The 24,238-nt window shown below is 56.1% G+C and carries 20 protein-coding genes and 1 tRNA gene; 10 read left to right on the top strand and 11 right to left on the bottom strand.

Going from position 1 to position 24,238, the window contains the following annotated elements; genetic code table 11:
- Positions 1–334 precede the first annotated feature (334 nt).
- The 5 genes from HMPREF2981_RS04880 to HMPREF2981_RS04860 all read left to right on the top strand — a co-directional run bounded on the left by HMPREF2981_RS04880 (position 335) and on the right by HMPREF2981_RS04860 (position 4,997).
- Entirely contained in the window at positions 335–835 is a 501-nt protein-coding gene (locus tag HMPREF2981_RS04880) for an acyl-CoA thioesterase (RefSeq protein ID WP_070520751.1), read from the top strand.
- Between the two features lie 258 nt (positions 836–1,093).
- Complete coding sequence (locus tag HMPREF2981_RS04875; protein ID WP_070661241.1) at positions 1,094–2,296, top strand: MFS transporter; 1,203 nt, start codon at positions 1,094–1,096, stop codon at positions 2,294–2,296.
- Positions 2,293–2,748, top strand: a complete 456-nt coding sequence (locus HMPREF2981_RS04870) for a DUF6318 family protein (RefSeq protein ID WP_246825313.1) — start codon at positions 2,293–2,295, stop codon at positions 2,746–2,748. The genes HMPREF2981_RS04875 and HMPREF2981_RS04870 overlap by 4 nt, the downstream gene beginning before the upstream one ends.
- Before the next feature lie 414 nt (positions 2,749–3,162).
- Positions 3,163–3,999 carry a hypothetical protein gene (locus tag HMPREF2981_RS04865; protein ID WP_070661238.1) on the top strand — a complete coding sequence of 279 codons (837 nt, stop codon included), beginning with the start codon at positions 3,163–3,165 and terminating at the stop codon, positions 3,997–3,999.
- 287 nt (positions 4,000–4,286) lie between these two features.
- A complete protein-coding gene (locus HMPREF2981_RS04860; protein ID WP_070661235.1) occupies positions 4,287–4,997 on the top strand; it encodes a hypothetical protein in 711 nt (236 codons plus the stop codon).
- Positions 4,998–5,143: 146 nt separating this feature from the next.
- Here HMPREF2981_RS04860 and HMPREF2981_RS04855 read toward each other — a convergent pair whose 3' ends face one another.
- From HMPREF2981_RS04855 to HMPREF2981_RS04840, 4 genes are all read right to left on the bottom strand, one after another.
- A complete protein-coding gene (locus HMPREF2981_RS04855) occupies positions 5,144–5,644 on the bottom strand; it encodes an SRPBCC family protein (protein WP_070520766.1) in 501 nt (166 codons plus the stop codon).
- 25 nt (positions 5,645–5,669) lie between these two features.
- Positions 5,670–6,971 (bottom strand): tRNA guanosine(34) transglycosylase Tgt, encoded by a 1,302-nt coding sequence (tgt, locus tag HMPREF2981_RS04850; protein ID WP_070661231.1) that lies wholly within the window; start codon positions 6,969–6,971, stop codon positions 5,670–5,672.
- A gap of 186 nt (positions 6,972–7,157) precedes the next feature.
- Positions 7,158–8,420 carry a glycoside hydrolase family 76 protein gene (locus tag HMPREF2981_RS04845; protein ID WP_070661228.1) on the bottom strand — a complete coding sequence of 421 codons (1,263 nt, stop codon included), beginning with the start codon at positions 8,418–8,420 and terminating at the stop codon, positions 7,158–7,160.
- Between the two features lie 73 nt (positions 8,421–8,493).
- On the bottom strand, positions 8,494–9,591 hold the full coding sequence (locus HMPREF2981_RS04840) for a pseudouridine synthase (RefSeq protein WP_070661226.1): 1,098 nt from the start codon (positions 9,589–9,591) through the stop codon (positions 8,494–8,496).
- A gap of 368 nt (positions 9,592–9,959) precedes the next feature.
- Between HMPREF2981_RS04840 and HMPREF2981_RS04835 the strand changes: the two genes are divergently transcribed.
- Entirely contained in the window at positions 9,960–10,586 is a 627-nt protein-coding gene (locus tag HMPREF2981_RS04835) for a TetR/AcrR family transcriptional regulator (RefSeq protein ID WP_070661223.1), read from the top strand.
- A gap of 159 nt (positions 10,587–10,745) precedes the next feature.
- Here HMPREF2981_RS04835 and HMPREF2981_RS04830 read toward each other — a convergent pair whose 3' ends face one another.
- Together HMPREF2981_RS04830 and HMPREF2981_RS04825 are read right to left on the bottom strand one after the other, a co-directional pair.
- On the bottom strand, positions 10,746–11,684 hold the full coding sequence (locus HMPREF2981_RS04830; RefSeq protein WP_070661218.1) for a Dyp-type peroxidase: 939 nt from the start codon (positions 11,682–11,684) through the stop codon (positions 10,746–10,748).
- A 187-nt stretch (positions 11,685–11,871) separates the two neighbouring features.
- Positions 11,872–17,463, bottom strand: a complete 5,592-nt coding sequence (locus HMPREF2981_RS04825) for an Lhr family helicase (RefSeq protein ID WP_070661215.1) — start codon at positions 17,461–17,463, stop codon at positions 11,872–11,874.
- 190 nt (positions 17,464–17,653) lie between these two features.
- On the opposite strand from HMPREF2981_RS04825, the gene HMPREF2981_RS04820 reads away from it, so the two are divergent.
- Together HMPREF2981_RS04820 and HMPREF2981_RS04815 are read left to right on the top strand one after the other, a co-directional pair.
- On the top strand, positions 17,654–18,238 hold the full coding sequence (locus HMPREF2981_RS04820; protein WP_070661212.1) for a malonic semialdehyde reductase: 585 nt from the start codon (positions 17,654–17,656) through the stop codon (positions 18,236–18,238).
- Between the two features lie 323 nt (positions 18,239–18,561).
- Entirely contained in the window at positions 18,562–19,146 is a 585-nt protein-coding gene (locus HMPREF2981_RS04815) for a malonic semialdehyde reductase (RefSeq protein WP_070661209.1), read from the top strand.
- Positions 19,147–19,430: 284 nt separating this feature from the next.
- Here HMPREF2981_RS04815 and HMPREF2981_RS04810 read toward each other — a convergent pair whose 3' ends face one another.
- The 4 genes from HMPREF2981_RS04810 to HMPREF2981_RS11260 all read right to left on the bottom strand — a co-directional run bounded on the left by HMPREF2981_RS04810 (position 19,431) and on the right by HMPREF2981_RS11260 (position 22,633).
- Positions 19,431–20,312, bottom strand: a complete 882-nt coding sequence (locus HMPREF2981_RS04810; RefSeq protein WP_013398462.1) for a DUF4232 domain-containing protein — start codon at positions 20,310–20,312, stop codon at positions 19,431–19,433.
- 1 nt (position 20,313) lies between these two features.
- Complete coding sequence (locus HMPREF2981_RS04805) at positions 20,314–20,634, bottom strand: 2Fe-2S iron-sulfur cluster-binding protein (protein ID WP_004006570.1); 321 nt, start codon at positions 20,632–20,634, stop codon at positions 20,314–20,316.
- A 217-nt stretch (positions 20,635–20,851) separates the two neighbouring features.
- The gene (locus tag HMPREF2981_RS04800) at positions 20,852–22,036 is read right to left on the bottom strand and encodes a cell wall biosynthesis glycosyltransferase (protein ID WP_070661207.1); all 1,185 of its coding nucleotides are present in this window, start codon (positions 22,034–22,036) and stop codon (positions 20,852–20,854) included.
- A 21-nt stretch (positions 22,037–22,057) separates the two neighbouring features.
- Positions 22,058–22,633, bottom strand: a complete 576-nt coding sequence (locus tag HMPREF2981_RS11260; RefSeq protein WP_141756666.1) for a hypothetical protein — start codon at positions 22,631–22,633, stop codon at positions 22,058–22,060.
- Between the two features lie 59 nt (positions 22,634–22,692).
- Here HMPREF2981_RS11260 and cas5 point away from each other — a divergent pair, with 59 nt between their 5' ends.
- Together cas5 and HMPREF2981_RS11250 are read left to right on the top strand one after the other, a co-directional pair.
- On the top strand, positions 22,693–22,839 hold the full coding sequence (gene cas5, locus HMPREF2981_RS11255) for a CRISPR-associated protein Cas5 (protein WP_141756665.1): 147 nt from the start codon (positions 22,693–22,695) through the stop codon (positions 22,837–22,839).
- Positions 22,836–23,105, top strand: coding sequence for a hypothetical protein (locus HMPREF2981_RS11250; RefSeq protein WP_141756664.1), 270 nt, complete (start codon positions 22,836–22,838; stop codon positions 23,103–23,105). The genes cas5 and HMPREF2981_RS11250 overlap by 4 nt, the downstream gene beginning before the upstream one ends.
- Positions 23,106–23,898: 793 nt before the next feature.
- Here HMPREF2981_RS11250 and HMPREF2981_RS04790 read toward each other — a convergent pair.
- Positions 23,899–23,971: transfer RNA gene (locus HMPREF2981_RS04790), tRNA-Arg, on the bottom strand.
- Between the last annotated feature and the right edge of the window lie 267 nt (positions 23,972–24,238).

Here is a 24,238-nt window from a genome sequence, read left to right as displayed (position 1 = left end):
GACCGCGAAATTCACAAAAAGTTTTTCTGTAACAAACCCGCAATAATGCATCATAGGCTTACAAGAGGGTCTATAGTTATTGGTGAACCGTATGATCTTGTATGCGTTCAAATGTCTGTGTGTTGGGTGTTCCCCGGAGGCGGTGATGCTTCCGGGGAACATCATTTTTAAGGCTATTTAAGATGTCTTGGTGGTATTAGATAGCGTTCTAGCGAGATTTTCTTGCCGCATGCTGCATGAACCCAGGATGACTGTCTGTTGGCGAAGATATGGCCATAAAACTTTACCCATATACGTATTTATGCATAAAAATGCACAAGGTAGAGTTAAGAGCATGAACGCACATCAATCCACTGCAAACCCAGCAACTTCGATAACTGGCGAATCTGGTCTGACCGTGCAGGTACCGCCGCGCTGGGGCGATATGGATGCCTACGGACACGTCAATAACGTTGCAATACTGAGCCTTCTCGAAGAGGCACGCATTGCCGTCTTCGGGCCGCCACCGTCTTCAGGGCAGAAACCGCAGAATTTGCCCGCACCGCCCATCCCGCTTTTTGAAACCATGCCCGATGGAGTGCAGGCCCTTATCGCCGAACACGGGGTGCGTTATCTGGGGCAGCTTCCCTATACGGGCGAGCCGCTGGAGGTAAATGTGCGTATCGAAAAGGTGAGCGCCGCCTCGGTGCGGGTAGGTTACAGTATCTATTCCCCGGTGGATCATGCCGAGTGCGTGCGTGCCTTCACTGTACTGGCTTTTTGGGATGCACCTGCCGCCCGCCTCGCGCGCCTCACCCCCGAACAGCGGGAGCTTTTGACACAGTGTATGCCGTAGCACTTTGACCGCGAGCAGATAGTATTTTGACGAAAAAATAACCGAGCTCCATCTGCTCGCGGTATGTGCGGTTGGGGGGAGCGAAGCCCAACAGCCCGGTCTCCCTATCGCATACAACGTGATGCAGAAAATATGCCCGGCAGGTTACCCCCGAGAACGCAAGGCAAAATACCACGTGAGGAGGTGCGTATCGTGCAGCAGATAGTGTTCGGCGGCGCAGAGGCATAGGCAACTATCCCTCTGAACCGAAACGAAAGCATGAAAAAACTAACTCAATACTTCAAAACTCCCCTTCTTCTCATCACCCTGATCGATGGATTCGCGGACGCATCCTTCGGGCTGATCCTCATCGTTTATATCTCGCGCATTGCCGAGCCCTGGTGGCTCACCGTCATGGCCGTCGGCGGGTTCTTCACCGGCATACTCTTCGGTCCTTTCACGGGTTGGGTCGCCGATCGTTTTTCGGGGCGGGCCTGCTGGTCTGGCTCCCTGGCCGTATCCTCGCTCTGCGTAGCGGTCATCGCGTTTTTCCCGCATCCGGTCACCATCATTGTCATGAGCGTGCTCAACGGAGCCGCCGGAAATCTCACCAACGCCGCCGAATTCAAACTACTGCCGAAGGCGCCGGGTATGACCCCGTCGAGCGCATCCGCCTCTATTGTGGGAATCGGCTCATTCTGCTCGATCGTAGCCCCGCCTGTGGGCGCCTTCTTCGCCACCTGGAACATGACCGCCACTATAGTAGGCTCTTCGGTGCTCCTGCTGGTCGCGGCAGTCATCGCCTGGTTTAACGTGCCAGTACGGCGCGATCACGAACTCTCCGATGCGATTAAACGCGATAGTTTGAAAGATATTTTCCTAGGATTCTCGGCTATTTCCAGCGCTCGCGCCCTCGTGATTTTCTTACCCGTGATGGCGGTCGTAGTTGCTTCCACCACGATGGAAGGCATCGCCGGGGTGTTCTACCTGCAATCCATCACGAACACCGCATTCGAATATTCGCTCGTATTGGCGATGTGGGCTGTCGGCGCGCTCATCGCCAGTATTTTCTATGGGCGCGGATGGTACAAACCGCAGCTGGTGAACGCGATTTTGTGGGGTGGATTCTTTATCGGTGTCGCGATTCTGCTGGAAGGGCTGGTGGCGAATCCTTGGATTGTGGGAGCTGGGTTCCTGGTAGGCGGGTTCTTCAACTCGATCCACAATATGGGTATTCGTGACATGGTGTATATGCAGGTGCCCGAGCATCGTCAGGGGCAGTGCTGGGCTCTTATCGGCTCGTTGTTCAGTTCGATGGTGCTTGTGGGTGACCTACTCGGTACGCCGGGAATACTGGGGGATGCGCGCACTATTGTCATGATCGGCGGCGCGACGGCAACCGGTGCGGCGGTGGTGAATCTGCTGCTGTATGCGCTGGCGCGTAACCGCACGGGGCACATCTTAAAAGGCCTCAAGAAATGAGTGAGAACTCTGAACTCGGGCTGTACTATAGCTGGGCATATGCGTCGGCTGGAATAAGTTATGCCATGAAAACGGGTGACGATACGTATATTAAGCAGTCTGGAATGACTGAGGGCGATCAGAAGCTTTTTAAAAGTATTGCTCTTTTGGAAGAAACGCGTGAGGGTAAGTATTGGGAAGAGTCAGGTAACTTCGTATATAGGCTAGAATCCGATCACCCCGAGAAAAAGGGTGAAGAATATTCCTGGCCTTATCAATTACAAATGTTTCATGGAGACTTCTACGTGCGTAACGGAGAAGTGCATGAAATTCCTGAGAATACCGATGGTTGGGGAAAAATTGTTTACTCCGCTGGAACCCTTAAGGCGAGGTATCTTGATGGTGCCTGGCAGATGGAAGGGTTCTTTGAAGGTATCGCTACTAATACTGTTGGAAAGCCCTTTGATAAATAGTTGGTTATTTATCTGAGAAAAATGCTGTTTCATGCGGTAGCTTTTTTCTATTTTGAGACCGCAGAAAAAGGTTCTTAGTGTGAACACAACACTAGATATTCCGCATTTTTCACACTAAGAACCTTTATAGTGTATATGAATAATATTTTATAGTTTTCTCAAATTTTAAAAGGATAGCAGGGTATGCAAATTTTGAGAATAGTATATGGCTTAATGCGAACGCTAGAATATCCAGAAAGCACTTAGAGAACCATGTGTACGGCTCGTGAAAGAAAATAAGGATAATTATATTTCATATCACTATAAAAACTTTAATGATAGTGTTCCTCGTATGCACTCTGTATCAAAAGACGGAAAGCATTATATTCATCACACACTATGAAAAACTATCGTTATAAAAATTGAGGAGTACTTATGTCTACGACAAAGATTCGCGTTGCAGCCTTGACCGCACTCGCAGTTCCTGCTCTCAGCGGCTCGACCACGGCACCTCCAGTTCAGGCAGAGGTGCAATCAGGAACTAACCTGACCTATACCTCACCCCAAAATGTGAGTTCGCAGTACCACGTTTACGCCGATAATATCGACTGGTCGCAGCCCGTGGGCGTGGTGTTTTACTTCGACGGTGACTATAACCGGGACGGCGTAGATACCTCTTTCTTCTACAACCCTGAAGGTGACACCATGCAAGGTATGGCGAATGCAGCTCAGAAACACAACAAGGTTTTTGTCTCTGTGGATACGCCCGATGAATTCGACCCAAATAAAGCAAATGATTACGCCACTTGGTGGGAAAACGCTGATGGGAACGGCGACTACTTCCGCAGTTTTGCCCAGGAGTTTATCGCAGGTTCAGATATAGATGAGTCGCAAGTGTGGCTTATGGGATACTCCGGCGGCGCCGAATTTATCACCTATGAGCTTGATGCCGATCAGCAGGGAACCTGGCGTTCCGGCGGTGGTTCCATCATGGTTGGCGGTGGCGGCGGCAAGAATGGACGTATGGAGACTCAGGCACCGCCGAACATTAAAATGCAGCCCATGTTCTGGTGGGTAAACGAAAAAGATACTCTAGGCGCTACTACACCGGAATGGTGGGACGCTCTCAACACGGCTACAGCCGGTCACGACTGGTATACACGAGAAGGGTTTAACACCCAGCCCATGAAAATCGACAAGAAAGAGACGACCTTTAATAACGCTCATACAGATTATGACCTTCCGGGTATCCTCGATCAGCTATTGTCATAGTCAGAGGAATGACTCCCCGAGCCTCTCTGGATAATTACTTGGAGGTAAGCCATCAAAGGGCTCTTGATACGAGTGGAGCGGGATTTTCAACGCTTTATTCGCATCAAGAGCCTTTTTACGTGAAATAAATCATGATACTGATGCAGAAGGCATGAAGCCGAAGGATGGAACGGCAAGCGAGACATAGCAGGGTCGCCGCAGGGAAGCCGCGCAACCTTCATGAAAATCTTGAGAATTCCTGCACGGTTGTACAATGAAACTATGTCCCCACTGTTGAGGAGATCTCTATGAAAACTCGTTCTTTCGTGACTCTTGGTGCCGCCTGCCTGCTGGCGCTGACCGCCTGCTCGGGCGGCGGCGATACGAACGCGCAGAACACTGCCAGCGCCTCCTCCCCGCATCAAAGCAGCTCTGCGAGCCGCAGCGCATCGGTAACCCCGAGTACAAGCGCGAAACCTGTTATGCCTGAGCGCACTCCGGTGGTCAATGATGACTCCACCCTGCAGCCTTCCGCAAGCTCAAGCAGCATCCCAAACCCCTCGAATTCCGCCCAGGTGTGGACCTCCCCGGGAGCGGTCAAGACGGGTACGGTCACCACCGCATCGGCTGACCCAAACGCGGGTAATCCCACGAACGTGCGCCGTGCAGGGGAGACTTGCGGATCCATTAGCCAGCAGGGTCACCTGCGGGGTAGCAACGCACAGTTACGTGTGGTTGATGGCGTGGTAGATTGCGATTACGCCATGTCGATCATGACCCAGTACATCAACAGTACCCCCACCCCCGATAACCAGACCCAGCACTGGGTTATGCGCATTCAGGATGCCACCTGCTACTGGCGTCCGTTCTTGGACTATACCCCTGATCGCGGTGCACCCGAATGCGTTGTGGAAGGGCATAATATCAAGATCACGGCGCGTCTGGACGACCCAGAAGCTGCCATGCGTGCCTATAAAGAACTTGACCCAAAGAACCCGGAATATCAGTCCGAAGATTAATACTTCGCCAATATTCATAAAATACGGGTGGGGAGCGGACAGCTTCTTATAACAGAACTGTCCGCTCCCCACCCGTATTGTGCGAGGTCATTTGATGGCTAGCTACGGTGCTTTCCCTGCGGCAAAAGTCTCAAGGCTGCCTGAGCCTATGCCGCATCCTCTTTGAGTAGAGCATCCAGCCGCGCGAAGGTAGACCGCCAGCTGGCGCGTACCTCCTCGTGTACCGAGACCGGCATGGGGCCGATCTCCACGGTGATGCGCGTACCTTCGCCCACGCCATCGGGAGTAATAACCGTCTCGGGAAAAAAGCGGAACCGCTGATAGACAACCACGCCTCCGGGGTTCCCTAAATGGTCCGGAAGCTGTTCGGCATATTCGAGCTCCTTGAGCGGATCAATAGCGAGAAACCGACTCTGCAGGACGCATGATACCGAGGCATCAAGCTCGTTAATCATCGATAGCCGCTGCATGCCGCCGACATAAGGTTCCAGCACAATATCTTCGGCACGGGTGCGCCACCCCGTCGGACCATACCAGCGATGCAGCAGATTCGGGTTCAGAAACGCCCCGAAAACCTGCTCGACGGGGGCGGCAATCTCATGGTCGAAGATGAGAAGTTCTTCGTCGGGAACCTTAGTGATGCTCATCGTACACTCCGTGACGGTTGTTGAATTAGGGCTTCTTACCAGAGTAATAGTTACCGAGGAATTCGTCACGGTACTCAAAGTAGGTGCCGTCTGCAATCGCGGCGCGCGCATCATCGACCATGCGCACAATAAACCGCTCATTGTGAATGGAAGCGAGGGTTGCCGCCAGCCGCTCATCCGCCTTGAACAGGTGCCGCAGATAGGCGCGCGTATAGTGTGCGCACGTATAGCAGTCGCACCCCTCATAGATGGGCGAGAAATCTGCCTTGAACCGGGCATTCGTCACGTTAAAACGCCCGGTGGGGGAGTAGAGCGCCGCGTTACGCGCCACGCGGGTGGGCGAGACACAGTCGAAGGTATCCACACCATTTTCCAGCCCCACAAAAATATCGTCCGGTTCCGAAATACCCAGCAGATGGCGGGGTTTAGTCTCCGGGAGCTCTTCGGCGCACCAGCGCACAATGGTGCCCAGTTTCTCCTTTTCGAGGGCACCCCCGATACCGAACCCATCGAACGGCATATCACCTAGATCGCGGCAGGCTTTGCGGCGTAAATCCTCATACTGCGCGCCCTGAATCACCCCAAAAAGTGCTTGGTAGGGTTTGCCCGTGCGCTCATCCGTGAGCCGTTCATGCTCGGCAATGCAGCGCAGCGCCCACAGACGGGTGCGTTCCAGCGCCTCTTCCTGGTATCCGCGGGAATTGTACAGAGTAGTCAGCTCGTCGAAGGCAAACATGATATCTGCCCCGATCTGATGCTGCACCTGCATTGAAACTTCGGGGGTGAAACGGTGAATAGACCCGTTGATATGGGATTTAAAATTCACGCCGTCATCATCAATATGCGCCAGGCGCTCTTTGCCGTGAGCCACATCGTCGTCGCCAATCGGGCGCCCGTCGGCACCCTTTGCGTCGGCAACGGTTCCCATGTCAATCACCTTTTTGAACCCCGACCCCAGGCTCATCACCTGGAACCCGCCGGAGTCGGTGAAGGTTGGCCCGTCCCAGTTCATAAACCGCCCCAGCCCGCCGGCGGCATCCAGAATCTCAGGTCCGGGCTGCAGATACAGGTGGTAGGCGTTCGCCAAAAGCGCCTGCGCCCCGAGCTCCTTCATCGCTTCGGGAAGCACCGCCTTGACGGTCGCCTTCGTACCCACGGGCGTAAAGGCGGGAGTCTCAATATCGCCGTGTGGGGTGCGGATCACACCTGTGCGCCCCAAAAACTGCCCGCCATTAGCCTCAACACGCTCGGCAGACGGGGATGCGGTCTCGGCAAGACGGCTCGTGACGGTAAAACCGAAGTCGGGGTGGGGGAACTCGTTGTTCATCTGTGCCTTTGAAATATACGGGTACGACTAGGGGAAATGTGCTTACTCCGGGGAGGGGTGCGCACGGCTATTATACAGGCGCGGTACGTCAGAGCATCTGCAGACCCGCGCCGTCTCACCTCGTATGTAGGGGTATGACGGGACGGGCCTGATAAGTGGCGCACCCCACCAAGACCTGGAAAAGACTTAGTCTTCGGCGCTCAGGCGTGCGGCGGCCTCCAGAGTCATCCACGCCTGAAGCTGACCGGATAGTTCCACGGGCTTACCTGCGGCGAGCGCATCGCGCGCGGATACGGTGAACTTCGGCGAGAAAATGGCGATCGCCCGGTCACGAATTTCGTTCGGATCAATACCCGGTTCATTCAGTGGCAGAGTGGGGTCGAATTCGCGGCGCCCCTCCCACACCGCGCGGGCACTGCCGTACACGAGGGCGCTCGCCAGGGATCGTGCCTCCGGGCTGAGCATGGTGGACATTGCCGCCTGCGCTAGGTAGCGCACCAGAATACCGGTGAAGAGCGCACCATCGCCGTTGTCACCGGAGTGAAGTACGAGGTGGTGTGAACCGTCCGAGAACTCGAAATCTTCGCTGAGGTTTTTGACGATTCCGACGATCAGGCGTTCGGCGCGCAGCAGGTATTCTTCACGGCGGTCGTCTGAAATCTCCGAGGACTCCGCAAGCGCCAGAAGCACTGCTAAGGTTGTGCCCTGATTGTAAGTGTAGATATTGCGTTCTACGTCAAAGGGAACATCACGGCGGCCGGTAATGTCATCAACCATCACATCCTGCGGGCGCAGGTTAGCGCCGTCGAAGTAGAGCATACGGTCGCCGTCCCAGAGAACGTCGTTGAGCCAGGACATAAGATTCTGCGCGGTTTTTATCTGTCCGATGCGCGCAAAAGCAAGGGCCGCGGGAGCGGTTGCCGGGGTATTGCAGAAGTCTCGTTTGCCTTTGGACCAGCTCATGCCGCCGCAGGAATGAAGGCCGGTGTTAAGCCTTTCAAAGAGCACCGATCCGGCATCCTGCGCTGTAACATCCGAGGCGCCGGTTATTGTTTTACTGAGCCTATTGAGCCGCCCCACGGCGAGCGCCAACCATGCCATATCGTCATAGAAGTCGTTTGCAAATCCCAGGTTGCGGGTATGGATGCCGCGTACCACGCTCCTGGCGGTGGCGAGCATGTTCTGGGCTTGTGTGGTGTCGCCTTCGCGGACGGCACGTTCGCCCGCATCTATAATGCAGTCGAGCAGGTGCGCCTGCCACCAGTAATGCCATTCGGCAAACCGTGCTCCTAGACCACGCGATTCGGGCATCTGTACTGCCCCGAGCAGGGTTCCGGGTACGCCAAAAACGCGGCGGGTGTATCGACTAAGGATAGAGTCGGCGGCACGCGAGGCGCGTTGGGCATGCTCGGTGCTGGGGACTGATTCAGAAGGGTGGTTGGAGGTCACGTTCTTTCTTCCTTGCTTATGAAAGCTACCTACGATACTGCCACGAGAGGCGAGGTGCTACCACATTATCGCATTATTGGTGCTTGGGTCGTGCCACATTTCGCGGTGCGAGAGAAAGCGTGCGTGCGCTGTACAGGGTGAGCGGTTTGTTCGTGAAGGGGTGTACACAGTCAAGACGATGCGCTAGAAGCTGCAGCGGCACAGACGCATCGTTTGGTGCTGTTGGCAGAACCTGCGGGTAGAGAACGTCGCCGAAGATAGGGGTTCCGAGCAGGTTCAGGTGCGCCCGCAGCTGGTGCATTTTGCCGGTGTGCGGAGTGAGTTCGTAGAGGGCGAGTTCTTCGCCGGGTACCGGATAGGGCAGATACGGGTTTTGTGCGCCAGATTTGAGAGGAACATTTTGCGGTGCTTGATAGATTTCTCGGATGCGCACCAGAGTTTCCGCATTTACGCTAAGACCCGCGCGCTCGCATTCGCGGACTGAGTACTGCCGCACCTGTAGAATATTCCGATCCTTGTCGATGCGGCTGCGCACCTGCACACCCTCGCCCAGCATGCTCTCACGCAGGTCTTCGCCCGGCGCCGGGGCGATAGCAAGGTAGGTTTTGGTGACCTGCCGGTTCTGAAACATTGTTTGGAAGAGGCCGCGTGCGTCTCGGGTTTTAGCGAAGAGTAAAATCCCAGCGGTGGGGCGGTCCAGCCGGTGAACGGGCGTGAGCAGAGGATTATTCTCGCGTACCCGCAGTTTGGTGAGCGCAGTCTGTGCGACATAGGGGCCGCGCGGGGTGACGGGCAGATAGTGCGGCTTATCTACGGCGAGCAGATGCTCGTCTTCATAGAGAACCGGAAGGTCATCCGGCAGCGGCGGTTCTTCGGGAAGTGGTCGGTAGTACCAGATTCTCAGGCCGGGTAGATATGGGGTTTGGTCGGTGAGGATCGTGCCCTCATCGGTGCGCACCTCGTGCCGAGCGAAACAGTCAAGAATTGTTGCGGGGTCTTCGGGCGAGAACCGGGTAATGAGGTACTGAGCCACCGTGCTGGGGTGCGCATCCGGTCCCTGGGTCGTCTCATGCAGTACTGGATGCGCGGGCAGAGTCAGCGATACGGGGTCTATGCCCGCGCGCTGGGGCAGGGGTGGTGTGAAGAGGTGGCGATTGACTCGTCGCGGCATAGGTTGATTGTAGCGTGCTTTGTGAGTTGGCCTCTTCGGAGGAAACCTCTAGCCTCCTGCGTGAAAGTATAAGGACCGCGCCTTGAAGACAGCACATACTTAGGCCATTATGGCACGCCCCTCTCATGTTTTTGGGTGGTAGGTGAACAGTGTGAAGTTAATGCGAAATATTCCTCACAAAAGTGTCTAATAAATAAATAAAATCATAAAATTTGTTTCAATACCGTGAAGCATGGAACGGCTTAATAGCGCGGCAAAATCAGCGTATAAGCATTAAACTTCATATTAAGTTTTATAGGTAGCGGCTTAGGGTTAGCGCGGTACTATTAAAAAAAGAGGTTCGAGAAATCGAACGATTAGAGGGATATATGGAACACAACGCACGCAACGAAGCTAAGCACACCGAACCCGCACAAAAAGCCTCTGAAAAAGCAGCTGAGAAGACGCGGCAGAGCGGTCAGCGTCTGACTCCGGCGCAACGGGAAGAACAAATCCTGCAGGTCGCGGCGGCTCATTTTGCGCAGCACGGTGTTGTGGCAGCCTGCATGAGCAGTATCGCTCGTGAGGCCGGCATTACTCGGGCACTGCTGTACCATTACTTCCCCGGCAAAGAGTCTTTGGCGGCGGCGGTAACCCGGCGCGAAGCGCGGGCTGTTCTTGAAGCGCTCAGCGAGCATCACCCTAACCCGGTGGAGGCTCTTCGTGTTGAGCTGCGCTCCTACTTCGCCCATGTTGCTGAAGGCGGCAGTGAAAGCGATGCTCCCAGTACTCCTGACGAGTACTTGGAATGGATGCTCGAACGCACCGAAATGCCCGTTAATGACCGCACCCGTATGATTTTAGGCGGATGGCTGCATCTAGTCGATTACTTCGCCCGGCATGTGGTGCAGGGCAGCCCGCGCGGTAACACTCCGGCGGGTGCACGCGCCATGCGCGTCGATGAAGCTATCGACATCTGCGTTGGCGTGGCAGATACCATGACCGGCGGGTACTAAGCTAGAGCTTCTCAATGAGACCCCACATCGGGAGTTACCGAAAATATTTCGGTTCCCCTCGATGCAGGGCTTTATGCACTTAAAGACCCCGGCATTTTAGGGGGAGCGGTGCATCCGCAATCTGCGGGGGCGGGTTATTCGCCGTGTTTGAGGCGTGTCTTAACCTGAAAAATCCCCCAGCATATCCATAGTCGGTACGAAGAAGAGCGTGCCGGTTGTGGCGGTGCTGAAATCTAAAAGCCTATCGTAGTTGCCTTCTGGAACGCCGATAAACATATTTTTGAGCATCTTCTCCACAGTTGAGAACGTGCTGGCATAACAGTTGAAGTAGGTGCCCATTTCGTTGTTACCCACGGTACCGAAGGGCATATTATCGCGAATAACCTTGAAATCATCGCCAACATTAGACAGCGCGGAATGCGAGTTGCTGGGTTTAACGTCGTCGGGCATCTCAATATCGTCCTGTTTGGAGCGCCCGATGACTTTCTCCTGCTCGGACACGGGCAGATTATTCCACGCCGTCATATCGTGAATATACTTCTGCACAAACTGGTAACTGCCGCCTCGATACTCCGGGTCTTCGTCACCAACCACGCCGAAATATTCACGGGATGCGGGAGTCTGTGGATTTTCCGTACCGTCCACAAAACCGATGATGGCACGCCCATCCCAGTAGCGGAAACCGTGCACCTCCACAACAGTTTCGGCAATATCACGCAGAGCATCGGTGATGATTGCGGCAATATCGTAGGCGACGCTGCGTTGAGTTGCCCGCACATGAAAGTGCAGATCTCCCGGAGTTGAAACTGCGGTATGCTTAGCTCCCTGAATCGGCTGAAACTCCACGAGCTCTTTCGGCAATGGTTTCGGCAGATCTAGTGTCAACCAGGCGTTGTGGCTGATACCCATCACCAAGTTCGCCTTTTCGGGAGAATACCGGTTGGCGGCGGTGTGGTTCACGTTAATGACCAGCGCGCAAAGGCTCTGAAAACCCTCAATCAATGCTTGCTGAGAAATATCGTTCTTAAATTTCCACACCATAAAAACGGTGTTGGTATTCGGGTCTGCGGTTACCTGTTGTGATTCTGGTGGAAGCATAAAGCCACCCTACAGCTTGCATATATCCGCTGCAATGAACCCATCCCTATACACTGGTTAAGCCTTCCCTGCTCGGCAGACGTTTTCGGCATGTTTAACAGTATGTCAACCGTTGATGCGCAGCACCCCAGTGCCCAAGCGTTATGAAAAGTGTATTGCTGATATGGCGTGAGTTCTGAGGGCACGTTTAGGGGGAGCGGCGCATCCGCAGACCGCGCGGAGTTGTGTAAAAGCCCTGCGCAAGCAGCGCGCGCCGTAACGCTACCACCGGATGCTCGGGCAGCCGGTTAGAATCGGTCTTCGACGCTCCCCGATGATTCGGCGGTTCCGGGGTCGCCAGAATATCACAATCGTTGAGTTTTTCCACCACGATCTTCTCAGCGATACCCGCCTGCACGATGCGCGCCAGCAGCGGTGCCGCAGCCTCAAGTTTGAGAGGGTTAGCCGTGAAAGATAGCAGGGTTTTGCCGCCGCGTTCCAGATAGAGGACCGCTTCACCATCGAGCAGGATGAGGCAGGCACCCGCCTTACGCCCCGGACGATGCCGCACAGACTGGGCGGTCTCTGCGCCTTCGCGCGCAGCCTCTTCTGTGCTGCCGGGTGCAGAAGAGGCCGAGAGTAAGCTGGGCACGGAAGGCCATGTGAGTGCCGCACCATAGGGATTCGCCGGATCTGTAGCCGCCAACAGAACACCCTCAAATAAACCGAATACTTCCTCGTTTTTTGTTCGTTTTACTCCGGTATTCTGCGGATTATCAGCGCCAACATTAGCGTAAGAACGCACCGCATCCACCGTTGCCGGGGAGGCAAACTGAGCCGCACCCAGCCCCTCAATGAAGTATCCGCGCCGCACCAGGGCACGTTCCTCGGCAGCCGCATAGACGCGGTACAGGGCCGCAAAGCCGCCGGGCACATCCTCAGAGGCGAGCGCGCCGCGCGTGAGCACACCGTACCTGTCTAAGAGAAGTTCCGCGCGAGCATAGGCGGTAACGGTCGCATCCGCCTCTTGCGAAGACTCGGTGCCCGTTGGCTGGGGAAAGCTAATATGACTGAAGCGCCCGGAATCCCGAGCCGAAACCTGCGGATCAGAAGAGCTGGCACGAGTGCCGCTCAAGCCGCTATACCTGCGCGGGTAAGCACCCGCAGAAGTACGCGCCGCCGACAGTCGTGCGGCACCGCGCCTGCGCACCGGGCGCGCTAGGGGAGCGGCGGGCCGCACCGGATGCGCACTCGATCCGCCCGCCAGCATGGCACGTACCGGGGCGAAAGTATCATTTGTGACCAACCCAGCCCACACCAGGCGCCACAGTGCGGCAGACACCTCCGAAGCCTCCGGAAAATACACAACCTCGCCCGAGGCGGCGCGAGAGGCCAAGATCTCGTGCACGCGCTCACGAAGCGGCATAAAGAACAGCCCGCCGCCGGAAAGCGCCTCAAAGACGGCGTGTTCCACCGGACCTAGCTCATCCAAGGTCTGCGTGCGGGAAGAATCGGGCAGGGTCAGCTCGGCGGATTCGGTAAGATGCAGGCTCACCCAGCCGTCATTGCCGGAGATTTCGCCCTCACCGCGCCAAAGCACCTCTCCGCTGGCTAACAGACTATCTAAGAGCTGCGGCGAATAATCACGCACCCGTGCTGGCAAGACGAGGGTCTCCAAAGCAGATGCGGGCACACGCACCCCGGCCAGCTGATCAATGACCGTCAGCAGGCCCTCGCGACCCTCTAATGCCTCGGCGGATGAACTTTTGCTCTCGGCAAGAGCTTGAACCGTGCGTTCGGGCTCGTAATACGCACCGTACTCGGTGGTTTCTGCGAGCCTGCGCGAAACCTTGACCGTCTGCGTGCGCACTCCCTGCCAGGCGGGCAGGAACGCACCATAGGCACGCTGCGGTACCGGCTCAATCTCGCGGCGCAGCGCCGCCAACGACCGGGCACGAAGCAGACGAAGCACCTCGGCATCCACCCATTCCAGGCTTGCCGTGGGCGCGGGGGAGAGCGGTATCGTATCGGCTGCCTCCGCGCGAGATATACGCAGTTCCTCGGGCAGGTACTCGCCCGAGAACAGCCGATTTTGCGTCTCTAAAGCGCGTAAAACCGGCAGAATAGCACCCGAACCCGTCGGCGTAATGCGGCTGAAATGGGCGCTCGCCTCGGCTGCGGTAAAGGGGATGTGCGTGCGCGCATACCGCGAGATTAGGTCTTCGAGCGGCGCGGCGACTGGCATGAGGTACGCCTGAGCAATCCCGACCGGAAGCGGCAGCCCTAACCCGTCGCGCAGCCGGGCGGCGTCTTCCACGGCGGCGTAGATCGGTTCCGTGCTACCCGCCATATTTGAGTGCGGATTGATAACGAATGCCCTGCGGGATGCGACCAGCTCTTCCGCAAGTTTGCGCGCCTCTTCGTCGGTGGCGTGCGAGGTAGTTTCAAAGTCTTCTTCCGGCAGACCCTCATCGGTATTTTCGGCTGAATCCTCGGTTTCATGTGAAATATCAGCCTTTTTAGATCGACTTTCGCTGCCTTTTGGGGTGCTCCAAGAGACCTCGGGAACGGCCTCAACCCCGGACCCCTCATTCCCGCGCAGCCGTAGCGCCAACTCCCTCGCCGTGAGCGGACCGAGCTGGCGCAGAAGATCCGCCACGCCCTCAACCCCGCGTGCCCGATACTTCGCCCCGGTGCGCTGAAGACGCTCCTGAACCTCAAGAATCACCTGCGGATCCAGCAGATCGCGCAGCTGAGCGGTACCCAGCAGCTCTGCCAAAAGCGCCGGATCCAGTGCCAAGGCGGCAGCGCGGCGTTCGGCGGCGGGCGCATCCGTATCGTAAATATGCTCCGCCACGTACTCGAAAAGCATGGTGCGGGCAAAAGGCGAAGGCCCCTCGGTCTGCACCTGCGACAGGCTGATGCGCCGCGCGGCAATATCCCGATGCAGCTGAAGAAGCGCAGGAACATCATATACATCCTGCAAGCATTCGCGGGCGGTTTCCAGCAGAATCGGGAACTCGGGGTATTTGCGCGCAACATCCAACAGCTGCGCCGAACGCTGGCGCTGCTGCCATAGGGGAGTGCGCCTGCCCGGATCGCGGCGCGGCAGAAGCAGGGCACGGGCGGCGCTCTCTCGAAAACGAGATGCGAAAAGCGCCGATTCGCCCACACGATCCTTGACGATCTCCTCTAGCTCATCGGGCTCGAAGAGAAAAAGCTCAGCACCCGGCGGGGTATCTTCCACCGCGGGAATACGCAGCACAATACCATCATCTGCCGCAAGCGCGCTGGCATCAATACCGTACCGTTCCTGCACGCGGGCGCCCACCGCCACAGCCCAAGGTGCATGCACCGGATATCCGTACGGCGAATGCAAAATAACGCGCCAATCTCCCAGTTCATCGCGGCAACGCTCCACCACAAACCGCGTATCGGTGGGGACCACGCCGGTAGCCTCGCGCTGCTCCCGAATATAGGCAAGCAAATTATCGCTCGCCCAAGAATCCAGCCCTAACCGGGTCAGCTCGGCGCGTATCGCAACCGTCGCTGAGGCGTCTTCGCTTCCGGAGTCAGCACCCGCAGACTTCGCTAACTCGCGGGTAAACTGTCCCAGACGACGGCCCAACGCCACAGGGCGGCCCACCCGCTCACCATGCCAAAACGGCAGGCGTGAAGGCTCGCCGGGTGCGGGGCTCACGCGCACCGCATCGTGCGAAATGTCCTCGATGCGCCAACTGCTCGCACCCAAGGCGATAACATCGCCCGCCCGCGATTCGTAGACCATCTCCTCGTCCAGTTCGCCCACCCGTTTAGGCGCCTTGGAATCCTCAGAACCGGCCAGGTAGACAGGAAAAAGCCCACGATCGGGAATCGTCCCGCCCGAAGTTACTGCAAGCCGCTGCGCACCGGGCCGCCCCTCAATCGTGCCGCTTGGCGCATCGGCGGTGGCGGTGCGATCCCAAATAATGCGCGGGCGAAGTTCCGCAAACTCGTCGGAAGGGTACCTGCCCGCCAGCATCTCTAAAGTACTGTCAAAGAGCGCGCGCGAAAGGTTCGCGAAAGGAGCGGTGCGGCGCAACGCCTCGTACCAGGTATCCACACCGATAGGCCCCAGAGCACAGGCGGCGACGGTCTGCTGGGCAAGCACATCCAGCGGGTTCGCGGGAACGGTAAGCGGTTCCAAAGACCCGGTGAGCATACCGGACAGAGCCACGGCAGAGCCCAACAAATCCCCGCGATGCTTCGGGTAAAAAAGCCCACGCGAAACCTCGCCCACGCGGTGCCCGGCACGGCCCACCCGCTGCAGACCGGAAGCCACCGACGGCGGGGAAGCCACCTGAATAACCTCATCCACATGCCCCATATCGATGCCGAGCTCCAGGGAACTTGTGGCGACCACACACCGCAGCGAACCATTCTTGAGGGATTCTTCGATAAGCGTGCGCTGATCCTTCGCCACCGAACCGTGATGCGCCCGCGCCAGCGGCGCAATGTCTGGTTCCTCACCAATGTCAGGCAGGGGCTCACCCGCGAGCTCGCGCCGTGAGAGCTCGCGGCGCACATGAATATCGTTGAGAGCCGCGGTAAGTTTTTCGGCGAGCCCACGCGAGTTCACGAACACGATTGTAGAACGATTATTCTCGATATCGTCCACGATGCGTTCCTGAACATAAGGCCAAATCGAGGCACGATACCCGGATGCGCGCTCGCCCTCACCGCCTGGCTTCTGTGCCCCTGCACTTGCTGCCGCGCTCGCAGTACCGTCTTGTTCGGCAGAGCTGTTCGGTAACTCAAGGGATAATCCTTCTTCGCCGGGGAAGGTGCCGATAGCATCCGCAAGAGTATAGAGTGGCACATCATCGGCTGCCTGAACCTGCAAATCCGGGGCGTTCGGGGCTGGACTGGGCGAATCCTGCCCGCGCGGTGCCCGCTGCTCCCCGGGTGCATAGCTGCCCTGTCCGTAATCGTTTGCCCCGCCGAGCGCCGCCATATCCGGCACGGGTACCGAGAGCCGCAGATCCCAACGTTTGGGCACCTGCCGCGCCACGATTGTCACCGGGTGAACCCCGCCTAAAAATGTGGCGACGGCTTCGGGCGGGTTCACGGTTGCAGAGAGTCCGATGCGCTGCACCGGCCGCTCTACCAGCTGATCGAGCCTCTCCAGGGACACTGCCAGATGCGCCCCGCGCTTAGTTCCCGCCAGGGCGTGCACCTCGTCCACAATTACAGTTGTCACGCCGGTGAGTGTCGAACGTGCCGCAGAGGTCAGCATAAGGTAGAGCGATTCGGGGGTGGTCAGCAGAATATCGGGCGGGTTGCTGATAAGCTGCCGCCTCTCACGCGCCGGGGTGTCACCGCTCCGAATACCCACGGTAATATCGGGTGGGGTTCGCCCGGATTCCTTCGCTGTATGCGCAATCCCCGCAAGCGGCGCGCGCAGGTTGCGCTCCACATCCGCCCCGAGAGCTTTCAGGGGCGAAACATACAGGATGCGCGTACCGCCCGCACGCTGTTTCTTGGTCTTTTGTGTTTCCCGAGCGTCCCCGTTTTTCCGTGCCTGAGTCGATGTCGTGAGCTCGCGCTGGTCCGGTTCTGTGCTTTTGTCGCGGTAGAGCGCATCGAGTGCCCATAGGAAAGCGGCAAGGGTTTTGCCGGAGCCCGTGGGGGCGATAATAAGCGCGTTTTCGCCCTTGCTGATACTCTCCCAGGCGCCTTCCTGCGCGGCGGTCGGGGTGCCAAAAGCGTTGCGGAACCATTGCTGAGTGGCGGGAGAGAAAGGTTCTAGAGCGTCGGGCATGGTCCTATTATCCCGTATATGCCCCGGATTCTCCTTGAAAGTTTTCTGAGCGTGGCACATATTACAGGGGCAATCGTACGCGAATACAAGACTTTTCCGTGTGATGGGGCCATAATAATTGAATATGTACATTACGTACATCATAAAATTTTACACGTAAAGTAATTTATTTCACTGAAAGGACACAGGTATGACCCGCTTGACTGAAGACCAGATCACCTCTCTCTTTCGCGAACCTCGCACTGTGAGCGCATTCACCGATCAGCCCGTCACCGACGAACAGCTGCAGAAGATCCAGGAGATCGCCTACCTGGGACCTACTGCCTTCAATAGCCAGCCCCTGCGCATTACCTGGGTGAAGACTCCCGAAGCTCGCGAGCGCCTTGTCAAGCACATGATGGACGGAAATAAGGAGAAGACCCTCAAGGCTCCTGTAACCGCTGTGCTGACCTTCGATAAAAACTGGCAGAAACGCTTTGGGGAATTCGCACCCCAGGCCGCTGCCTTTGAATCCTACTACGAGGCTGAAGAGGCACGTATTCCTGCGGGCGCGCTGAGCTCTGCAATTCAGGCTGGCTACTTCATGACCGCCGTGCGCGCTCTTGGTCTGGATGCGGGCCCCATGACTGGCGCGGATTTCGATGGTATCGCCGCTGAATTCTTTGAAGGTACCGACCAGCAGCCCTTCCTCGTCGTGAACCTGGGTTATGGTGTGGCTCCCGAGTATCCGCGCGGTACCCGTTTTGAGTTTGATGACGTAACCCGCAGCATCTAAAAGCTGTGTTTCGCGCTCGCTGAGCCGCCGAGGTGCGCCTTCGGTCCCCAGCGAGAGTAAACCGCAGGAATCCGGTAGCTGTGTACATGTGTCCGGAGACCTGCGTATATGTGATGTACCGGTGGCTGCCGTATCTGATGATGCGGCAGCCACCGGTTTTTGCTGGGCTTTGAGGGAATGGGGAACTGCTGCGGCGTGAATTCTGGGGGTAGCTTTATGGTGCGAACCGGTGCATGATGGAAAGAACGGCGCGGTAGCCTTGCGGGGGACGAATAGATTCACCGTGTCGAGAGAACCTGAGGTTATAGGAAAGGATATGAGAGATGACCCGTTTATCTGAGGACCAAATCACCGCTCTTTTCCGTGAGCCCCGAACTATGCGTAAATTTACCGATCGGCCCGTCACTGATGATCAGCTTCGGGAGATTCAGGAGCTCACCTATCTGGGACCCACGGCCTTCAATAGTCAGCCCCTGCGCATCACCTGGATCAAGAGTCCCGAGGCCCGTGAGCGCCTGGTCAAGCACCTGATTGAGGCTAATCAAGAAAAGGCTCGTCAGGCACCTGTCAATGCCATACTCTCCTACGATAAGGCGTGGATAGACCATGCAGATGTGTTTAACCCCCGCGCGGCAGAGACTATCAGGAACTACTGCACGACCGAGGAAGTTGTTACCTTTGCCGCTCAGCAGAGCGCCAACCTGCAGGCCGGTTACTTTATTACCGCCGTGCGCGCCCTTGGTCTAGACGCCGGTCCCTTATGGGCCGATTTTGAGGGGCTGTACGAAGAATTTTTTGCAGGGACCGACGAGCATCCCATCCTTGTGGTGAATTTAGGGTACGGCGTTCCAACCCAGTACCCGCGCGATACCCGGTTCGGATTCGATGATGTAACCCGCAGCCTCTAGCGGCTATTACGAAGGTAATTGCGATGCTGCCGCCAACGCGCCCGTAAAACGTGGCGGCGTATACCACGTGCGGGCGAACTCCTAGCGTTTTCCTTTCATCTGGTGGCCTATTTCATAGATAGGTAAGAAATATTTTCGTATCAGGGTGATGAGGTGGAAAACTTAGGTAAACCTCGTGTATAAATAAAGCATTGTGTAGATGCTGAAGAGGCGGTTCCTGGATGAGGAACCGCCTCTTGCTGTTATCGCTTCTTCTCGGAGCGCATCATTCGTGTGCTGATCGGTTACGAACCGAACTGTCCCACGGACAGCTGCTGGACTTTGCCGGTGCACGCCTCAGAGGAAGCAGAGACCGTCGTCCAGTTGCCGTCACCGGGAACCTGAACTAAGAATCCGTGCGCCATTGTCGGTGAACAGTTCTTACCCAGCGGACCAGCGTTGACCGAGGTCACTGGGGCGTTTGTAGATTCACCTGTGTGCAGAAGCGTGCCGGTAGGGTTCGTTGAACCTGCCGCCGGGCGTGCCGGTGAGCCAATCTGACTGAAATTAGAATCTGCGTAGACAACCGTCGGGTTACCCTTGAGCACGCAGGGCTCCTCAGAAACGTTCGTGAACGTCAGAATGAATTTCCGGGCGCCGGGTGTGCCCTTATCTTCGGAAACAGAAACCGAGAGATCGGTGATCTGGCAGGCTGACGCTAGGAGTGAACCTGAAGAACCGGTTGCTGAACGCCCTGGCTGTTTAGCTTCTGGGCTGGACGATTCTTCAGTGCCGTTATCTCCATCGTTATTCGATGAAGAGCCATCCGCATCTTTGCTTTCCTCGCCGGATGAACTCTTTTTATCGTGAGAATCCTTAGAATTGGAGTCTTTTTTCTTAGCTCCATCCTCGGAATGTTCATCGTTTGAGTGAGAGTCGTTATTATCTGTGGGGTTATCCTCAGGGCTTTGAGAACTATCCCCGCCCGCGGTACTGATAGAACCGGGGGACACAGAATGCGCCGGGTCGGAAGCACGGGTAATTTTACCCTGAGCAACGCTGGCGGATGCGCTCGGTGAAGCGTCAGTCTGCGCAGAATGATCGGCATCGGAAACGCCGCAACCTGCCAGCGTAAGGGCGCAAAGAAGTGCGGTTGCGGAGTAGAGTATCTTAGCCGAACTCGTCATATTACATCGCCGCCTGCAATTGTATAGAGGCGCCATCCATGCCGGGTGCATATTCCACCTGGCAGCAGAGGCGCGAGTATTCGTTAGCTACGTCGTCTACCATGTCGAGGAGATCCTCCTCAGCGTCGGTACGATCGCCTGAAGCCGCGTAGTGTTCTGGATCAATAAAGGTATGGCACGTGGCACAAGATGCGTTGCCACCGCATGTTGCGAGCACGGGGAACCCGTTCGCCTGTACAGCTTCTAATAGAGTCTGGTGATCCTCCCATTCGATCTCTCGGCTGTCACCGTCTTCTCCGGTTACATTGATCTTCACGCTCACGCGCGTGTCCTCCTCACATTGTGTAGATGCACCTCTATTGTAAACTCAGAGCTTACCCCGTAAAACTTTGCGACGGGGGTATGACAGAGGTGCGCCCGCGAGAAGAGTACCAAGGTTAACCCTCTGATGCAGTGGTGCTGTACACAGCGTATCCGTGACCCGTGAACCCTAGGGAACGAGTCGAAAACAGCGATTGAGAGTACCCTTGTTCTGGAGGTTATTCCTCGAAATCTTCCTCTGTTTCCAGGGCATGCACGATACCGCGACAGGTATCTTTGGGATTGGCGTATCGCAGATCCACACCAAAAATCTCGCGGATCTGACGGGCCGAATTCAGATGCCAACGTTGGCTGTCGGAGGGGGTCACAGATGTGGTAGCTTTCATACCCGGTGCCAATTTTTCGTGACGAATATCGTAGTGCTTGCCACCCATCGTAATCGTAAAACCGTGACTTTCCAGAAGATTCTTAAAAGCGTGAATATCGTGCGGAATCTTAACGCCGCGCTGCGACTTGGTGCCGCGCATCCTGGGCTGCGATTCGAAGGGGTTGCGTGTTTTCACCACACCCTTGCGCACGCTGACAATCTTATGGTTGGTGTTTGAGAACTCTACCGAATAGCCGTGCAGGGAGTATACGGTACGGTTTGTACCCGGAATTGGGCGGCGATCATTCGCCTCTTCGAGGATGCGCTCCACAAGTTCTGCTGTGAGTCCCAGGGCGCTCAGCTGTTTCTCGGCATCAGGGGTGAGCTCATAGTGTCCGCTGGGGGCGCTGAGCGTAGAGCCATCAAAAGGATGTACCGAGATAACCTCGGAGGTATTCGCGTTCAGAACGGCGGTGTACCCGAGGCGCCGGTTTGAATAATGCTGAACCTCACGTCCGAAACGGTTTTCCTCGGCAGATTCGTCGCGGCGTTCGCTGTCTGGGGCCGTAATGAGCTCAAGGACGAGTGCGTACCCCAGGTTGTTGCGCATCATATGATCGATGACACCCGGCAGTACCGGGTAGATGCGGTCGCCCGGCGGAACATCGCCATAGAAATCATTCTCAATCTGTTCGGCAATGCGTTGGTTCTCGTGCGGAACCTCAAGCAGGGGAATAAGCTGCTGACCTGAGGGTTTAATTGTGGGCTTGACCGCCGCAGGCTTGGGTGCGTTGCGATAGGCGGTCACCAGCGCCTCGTTTTGGGCAATAAATTCTGAGGCAAGAAGCGGCATGATGGTGAAGTAAAGCTCCGCAGCCTCCGGGGAGATTTTGCGCCGCGCATCCAGCAGGCTTTCACCCTTGGGGTTCTGTATAGTCCAGGTGCCCTCCTGCTCGGTGTATTCGTATCGCGCTAGGTGGGAGAGCTCCTGCAGACGGGCATAAAGCTCGACGGGAATGTCTATTTTCTTGTTCATAAGGTGCTTTCCTCCTAACCCCTATGAGACCGTGGCGTTTGATTCTAGAGAATTTTCAGGGGTATCTTCAGCACCGTTAGCGTCGGTATCTGTGGCGGATTGTCGAATACTCATGACGATGCGGTTATCGGGCGATATCGTAACCTGTATGCCACTCCCGTGATATTCGCGCGTCCAATCGAGGTTTACCCGTACCTTTTCGGGGGAGCTGATGGCGGAGACCATCGCATCGAAGGCCTCGCCGCCGTGGGTTTTAAGATAATTCTGCGCACCGGAGGTGAAATCGCAGGCGGTGATATCGGGGACGCCAAGAAGCTCGCGAGCGGCTTCGGGGCTGTATTCTGTGCCGCTTCGTCCATCAAAATCATCAAACTCGTCAAGGGCGGTGATAACGGTCATAGACGCGGTATTGACATCGACTCGGTAATCGTTGTGGCGGAACCGAATAATCCAACCGTTAATGCGTTCGGCGCGACCCAGTGTGATAACTTCGCGGATAGTCACCAGATCGATATTGTCTTTTTTGAAGGTTTCCAACCGTCCCGGATCTACACGATAGTTGGCGGTGCGTTCGGCCTTGGTGATGGGATCATTCAAAGAAGGCAGCGCGGTCTTCTGCGTGTGTCCGTATACCTGTGCGGGATGCTGCGCACCGGATGCCGAAGTCTGTGAACCCGCTGGCTTTGGCGTTTGTGAAGAAGCCGTCTCGGATTGTGGGGTTGTATTTTCCGCTGAGGACTGCGCTGCTTGGTTTGTGCGCAGCTGCTGCAGGTATTCTTCAATGCGCGGAGGAGTATAGGTGAGTGTGCTCTTCTTCTTGAACATCGCGGGAGAAGGCATGCGGGCGATGCCTGGCGTGGGAACTTGCGGCTGTTCATGGGACGGTACCGGCTGGGCCTGCTCTAGGGGAGTGGGTACCGTGGGGACGGGTATGGGGCCAGTCTGCGTCGTATCTGCGCTATCTTCACTCGCAGGTGCCTCCATCATGTCGGCGGGAGCATCCACCGCGGCGCTAATCATGGTTTCGGGAACTAGTGGCAGAGAACCGGTGACGACCTCGTCGGCCTGAGCTGCACTAACTTCTTCGTGCTCTTGGGTTGAGAAAGAAACAATATCGTCGGCGTTTTCAATACGATGTCGAAAATTCTTATACAGTATCTCGGATGCAGCACTGAACAGCTTCTCGACGGACGCAGACTCGGCGGGTGCACAAGGACACAGAAGCTCGGTCTGATCTTCGCTATAGACTGCCCAGTGGGCGCATCGGTGATTGGCCGGATAGTATGTAATATCTTTTAGCTGAGCAATATCTATGAGGGAACCCACTAGGGATTGCGGTATTGTGAGCTGAACCATGATGTTGACGCTCCTTCGCTGTTGAAATACTTTCCCTGGAAAATTGGGGTGTATCCAGATTACCGGTATTTTTGAAGCCTGTCTTGGGACGACGGTGTTTTTAATCCCCTAGCAGATAAAAGCGGTGTTAGAGCTTGTGGCACACCGGAAACTGAGGGGCAGGCTAAGTATTTACGCGATGCGTCTGGTTGTACTGATCATATGGATAGCCGAAATTTCATAGGTTGATTTTGCGCTGAAACCCCCGATAGTCACTGCTTCTGAAGGCATGGGTATAGCGCCTGAGGTGAAGCTGCTTGTAGATGTGAATGCCTGCATGTTATGACTCAGAAGGATCGGATCGTGGTTCTCTATACTCATCAATTATACGCTATTCAATAGTTGTTTTAGGGTATAGAAACGGCGAAATCCCCGGCGATTACTCGCCGAGGACTTTCAAACTGCCACATCTGCAGGCTTTGATAGACAGCAAAAAAGCCCTTCCTTGAAAGGAAAGGCTTCGTTCGTACGCCTGAAGGGATTCGAACCCCCAACCTTCTGATCCGTAGTCAGACGCTCTATCCGTTGAGCTACAGGCGCATGCTCCTCGCGACCGGGCTTATAACCACCCGTCGCAGCAACAAACAATACTATACGGGCACCCTTGATAGTGCGCAAGTCGAAAAAGAGTGTTAGTTCTAACAAAAACCCTCAACTATTACTCACAAAGTTCTTAAAATGGCATAAAAACCGCGTAATTTCAATGTTTTTGCGGGGTGAGAAAATTTTTCAAAAAATTTTGGAATTCGTGGGAAAGCTCGGGATTATTCGGTGAAGCTGCGCCGCATCCACAGGCAAACCAACTTA

It is taken from the genome of Rothia sp. HMSC069C01, from assembly GCF_001814655.1.
GTDB classification, from domain to species: domain Bacteria; phylum Actinomycetota; class Actinomycetes; order Actinomycetales; family Micrococcaceae; genus Rothia; species Rothia dentocariosa.
The sequence above is the reverse complement of the archived record's forward strand: the minus strand, read 5'-3'. Positions and strand labels throughout refer to the sequence as shown.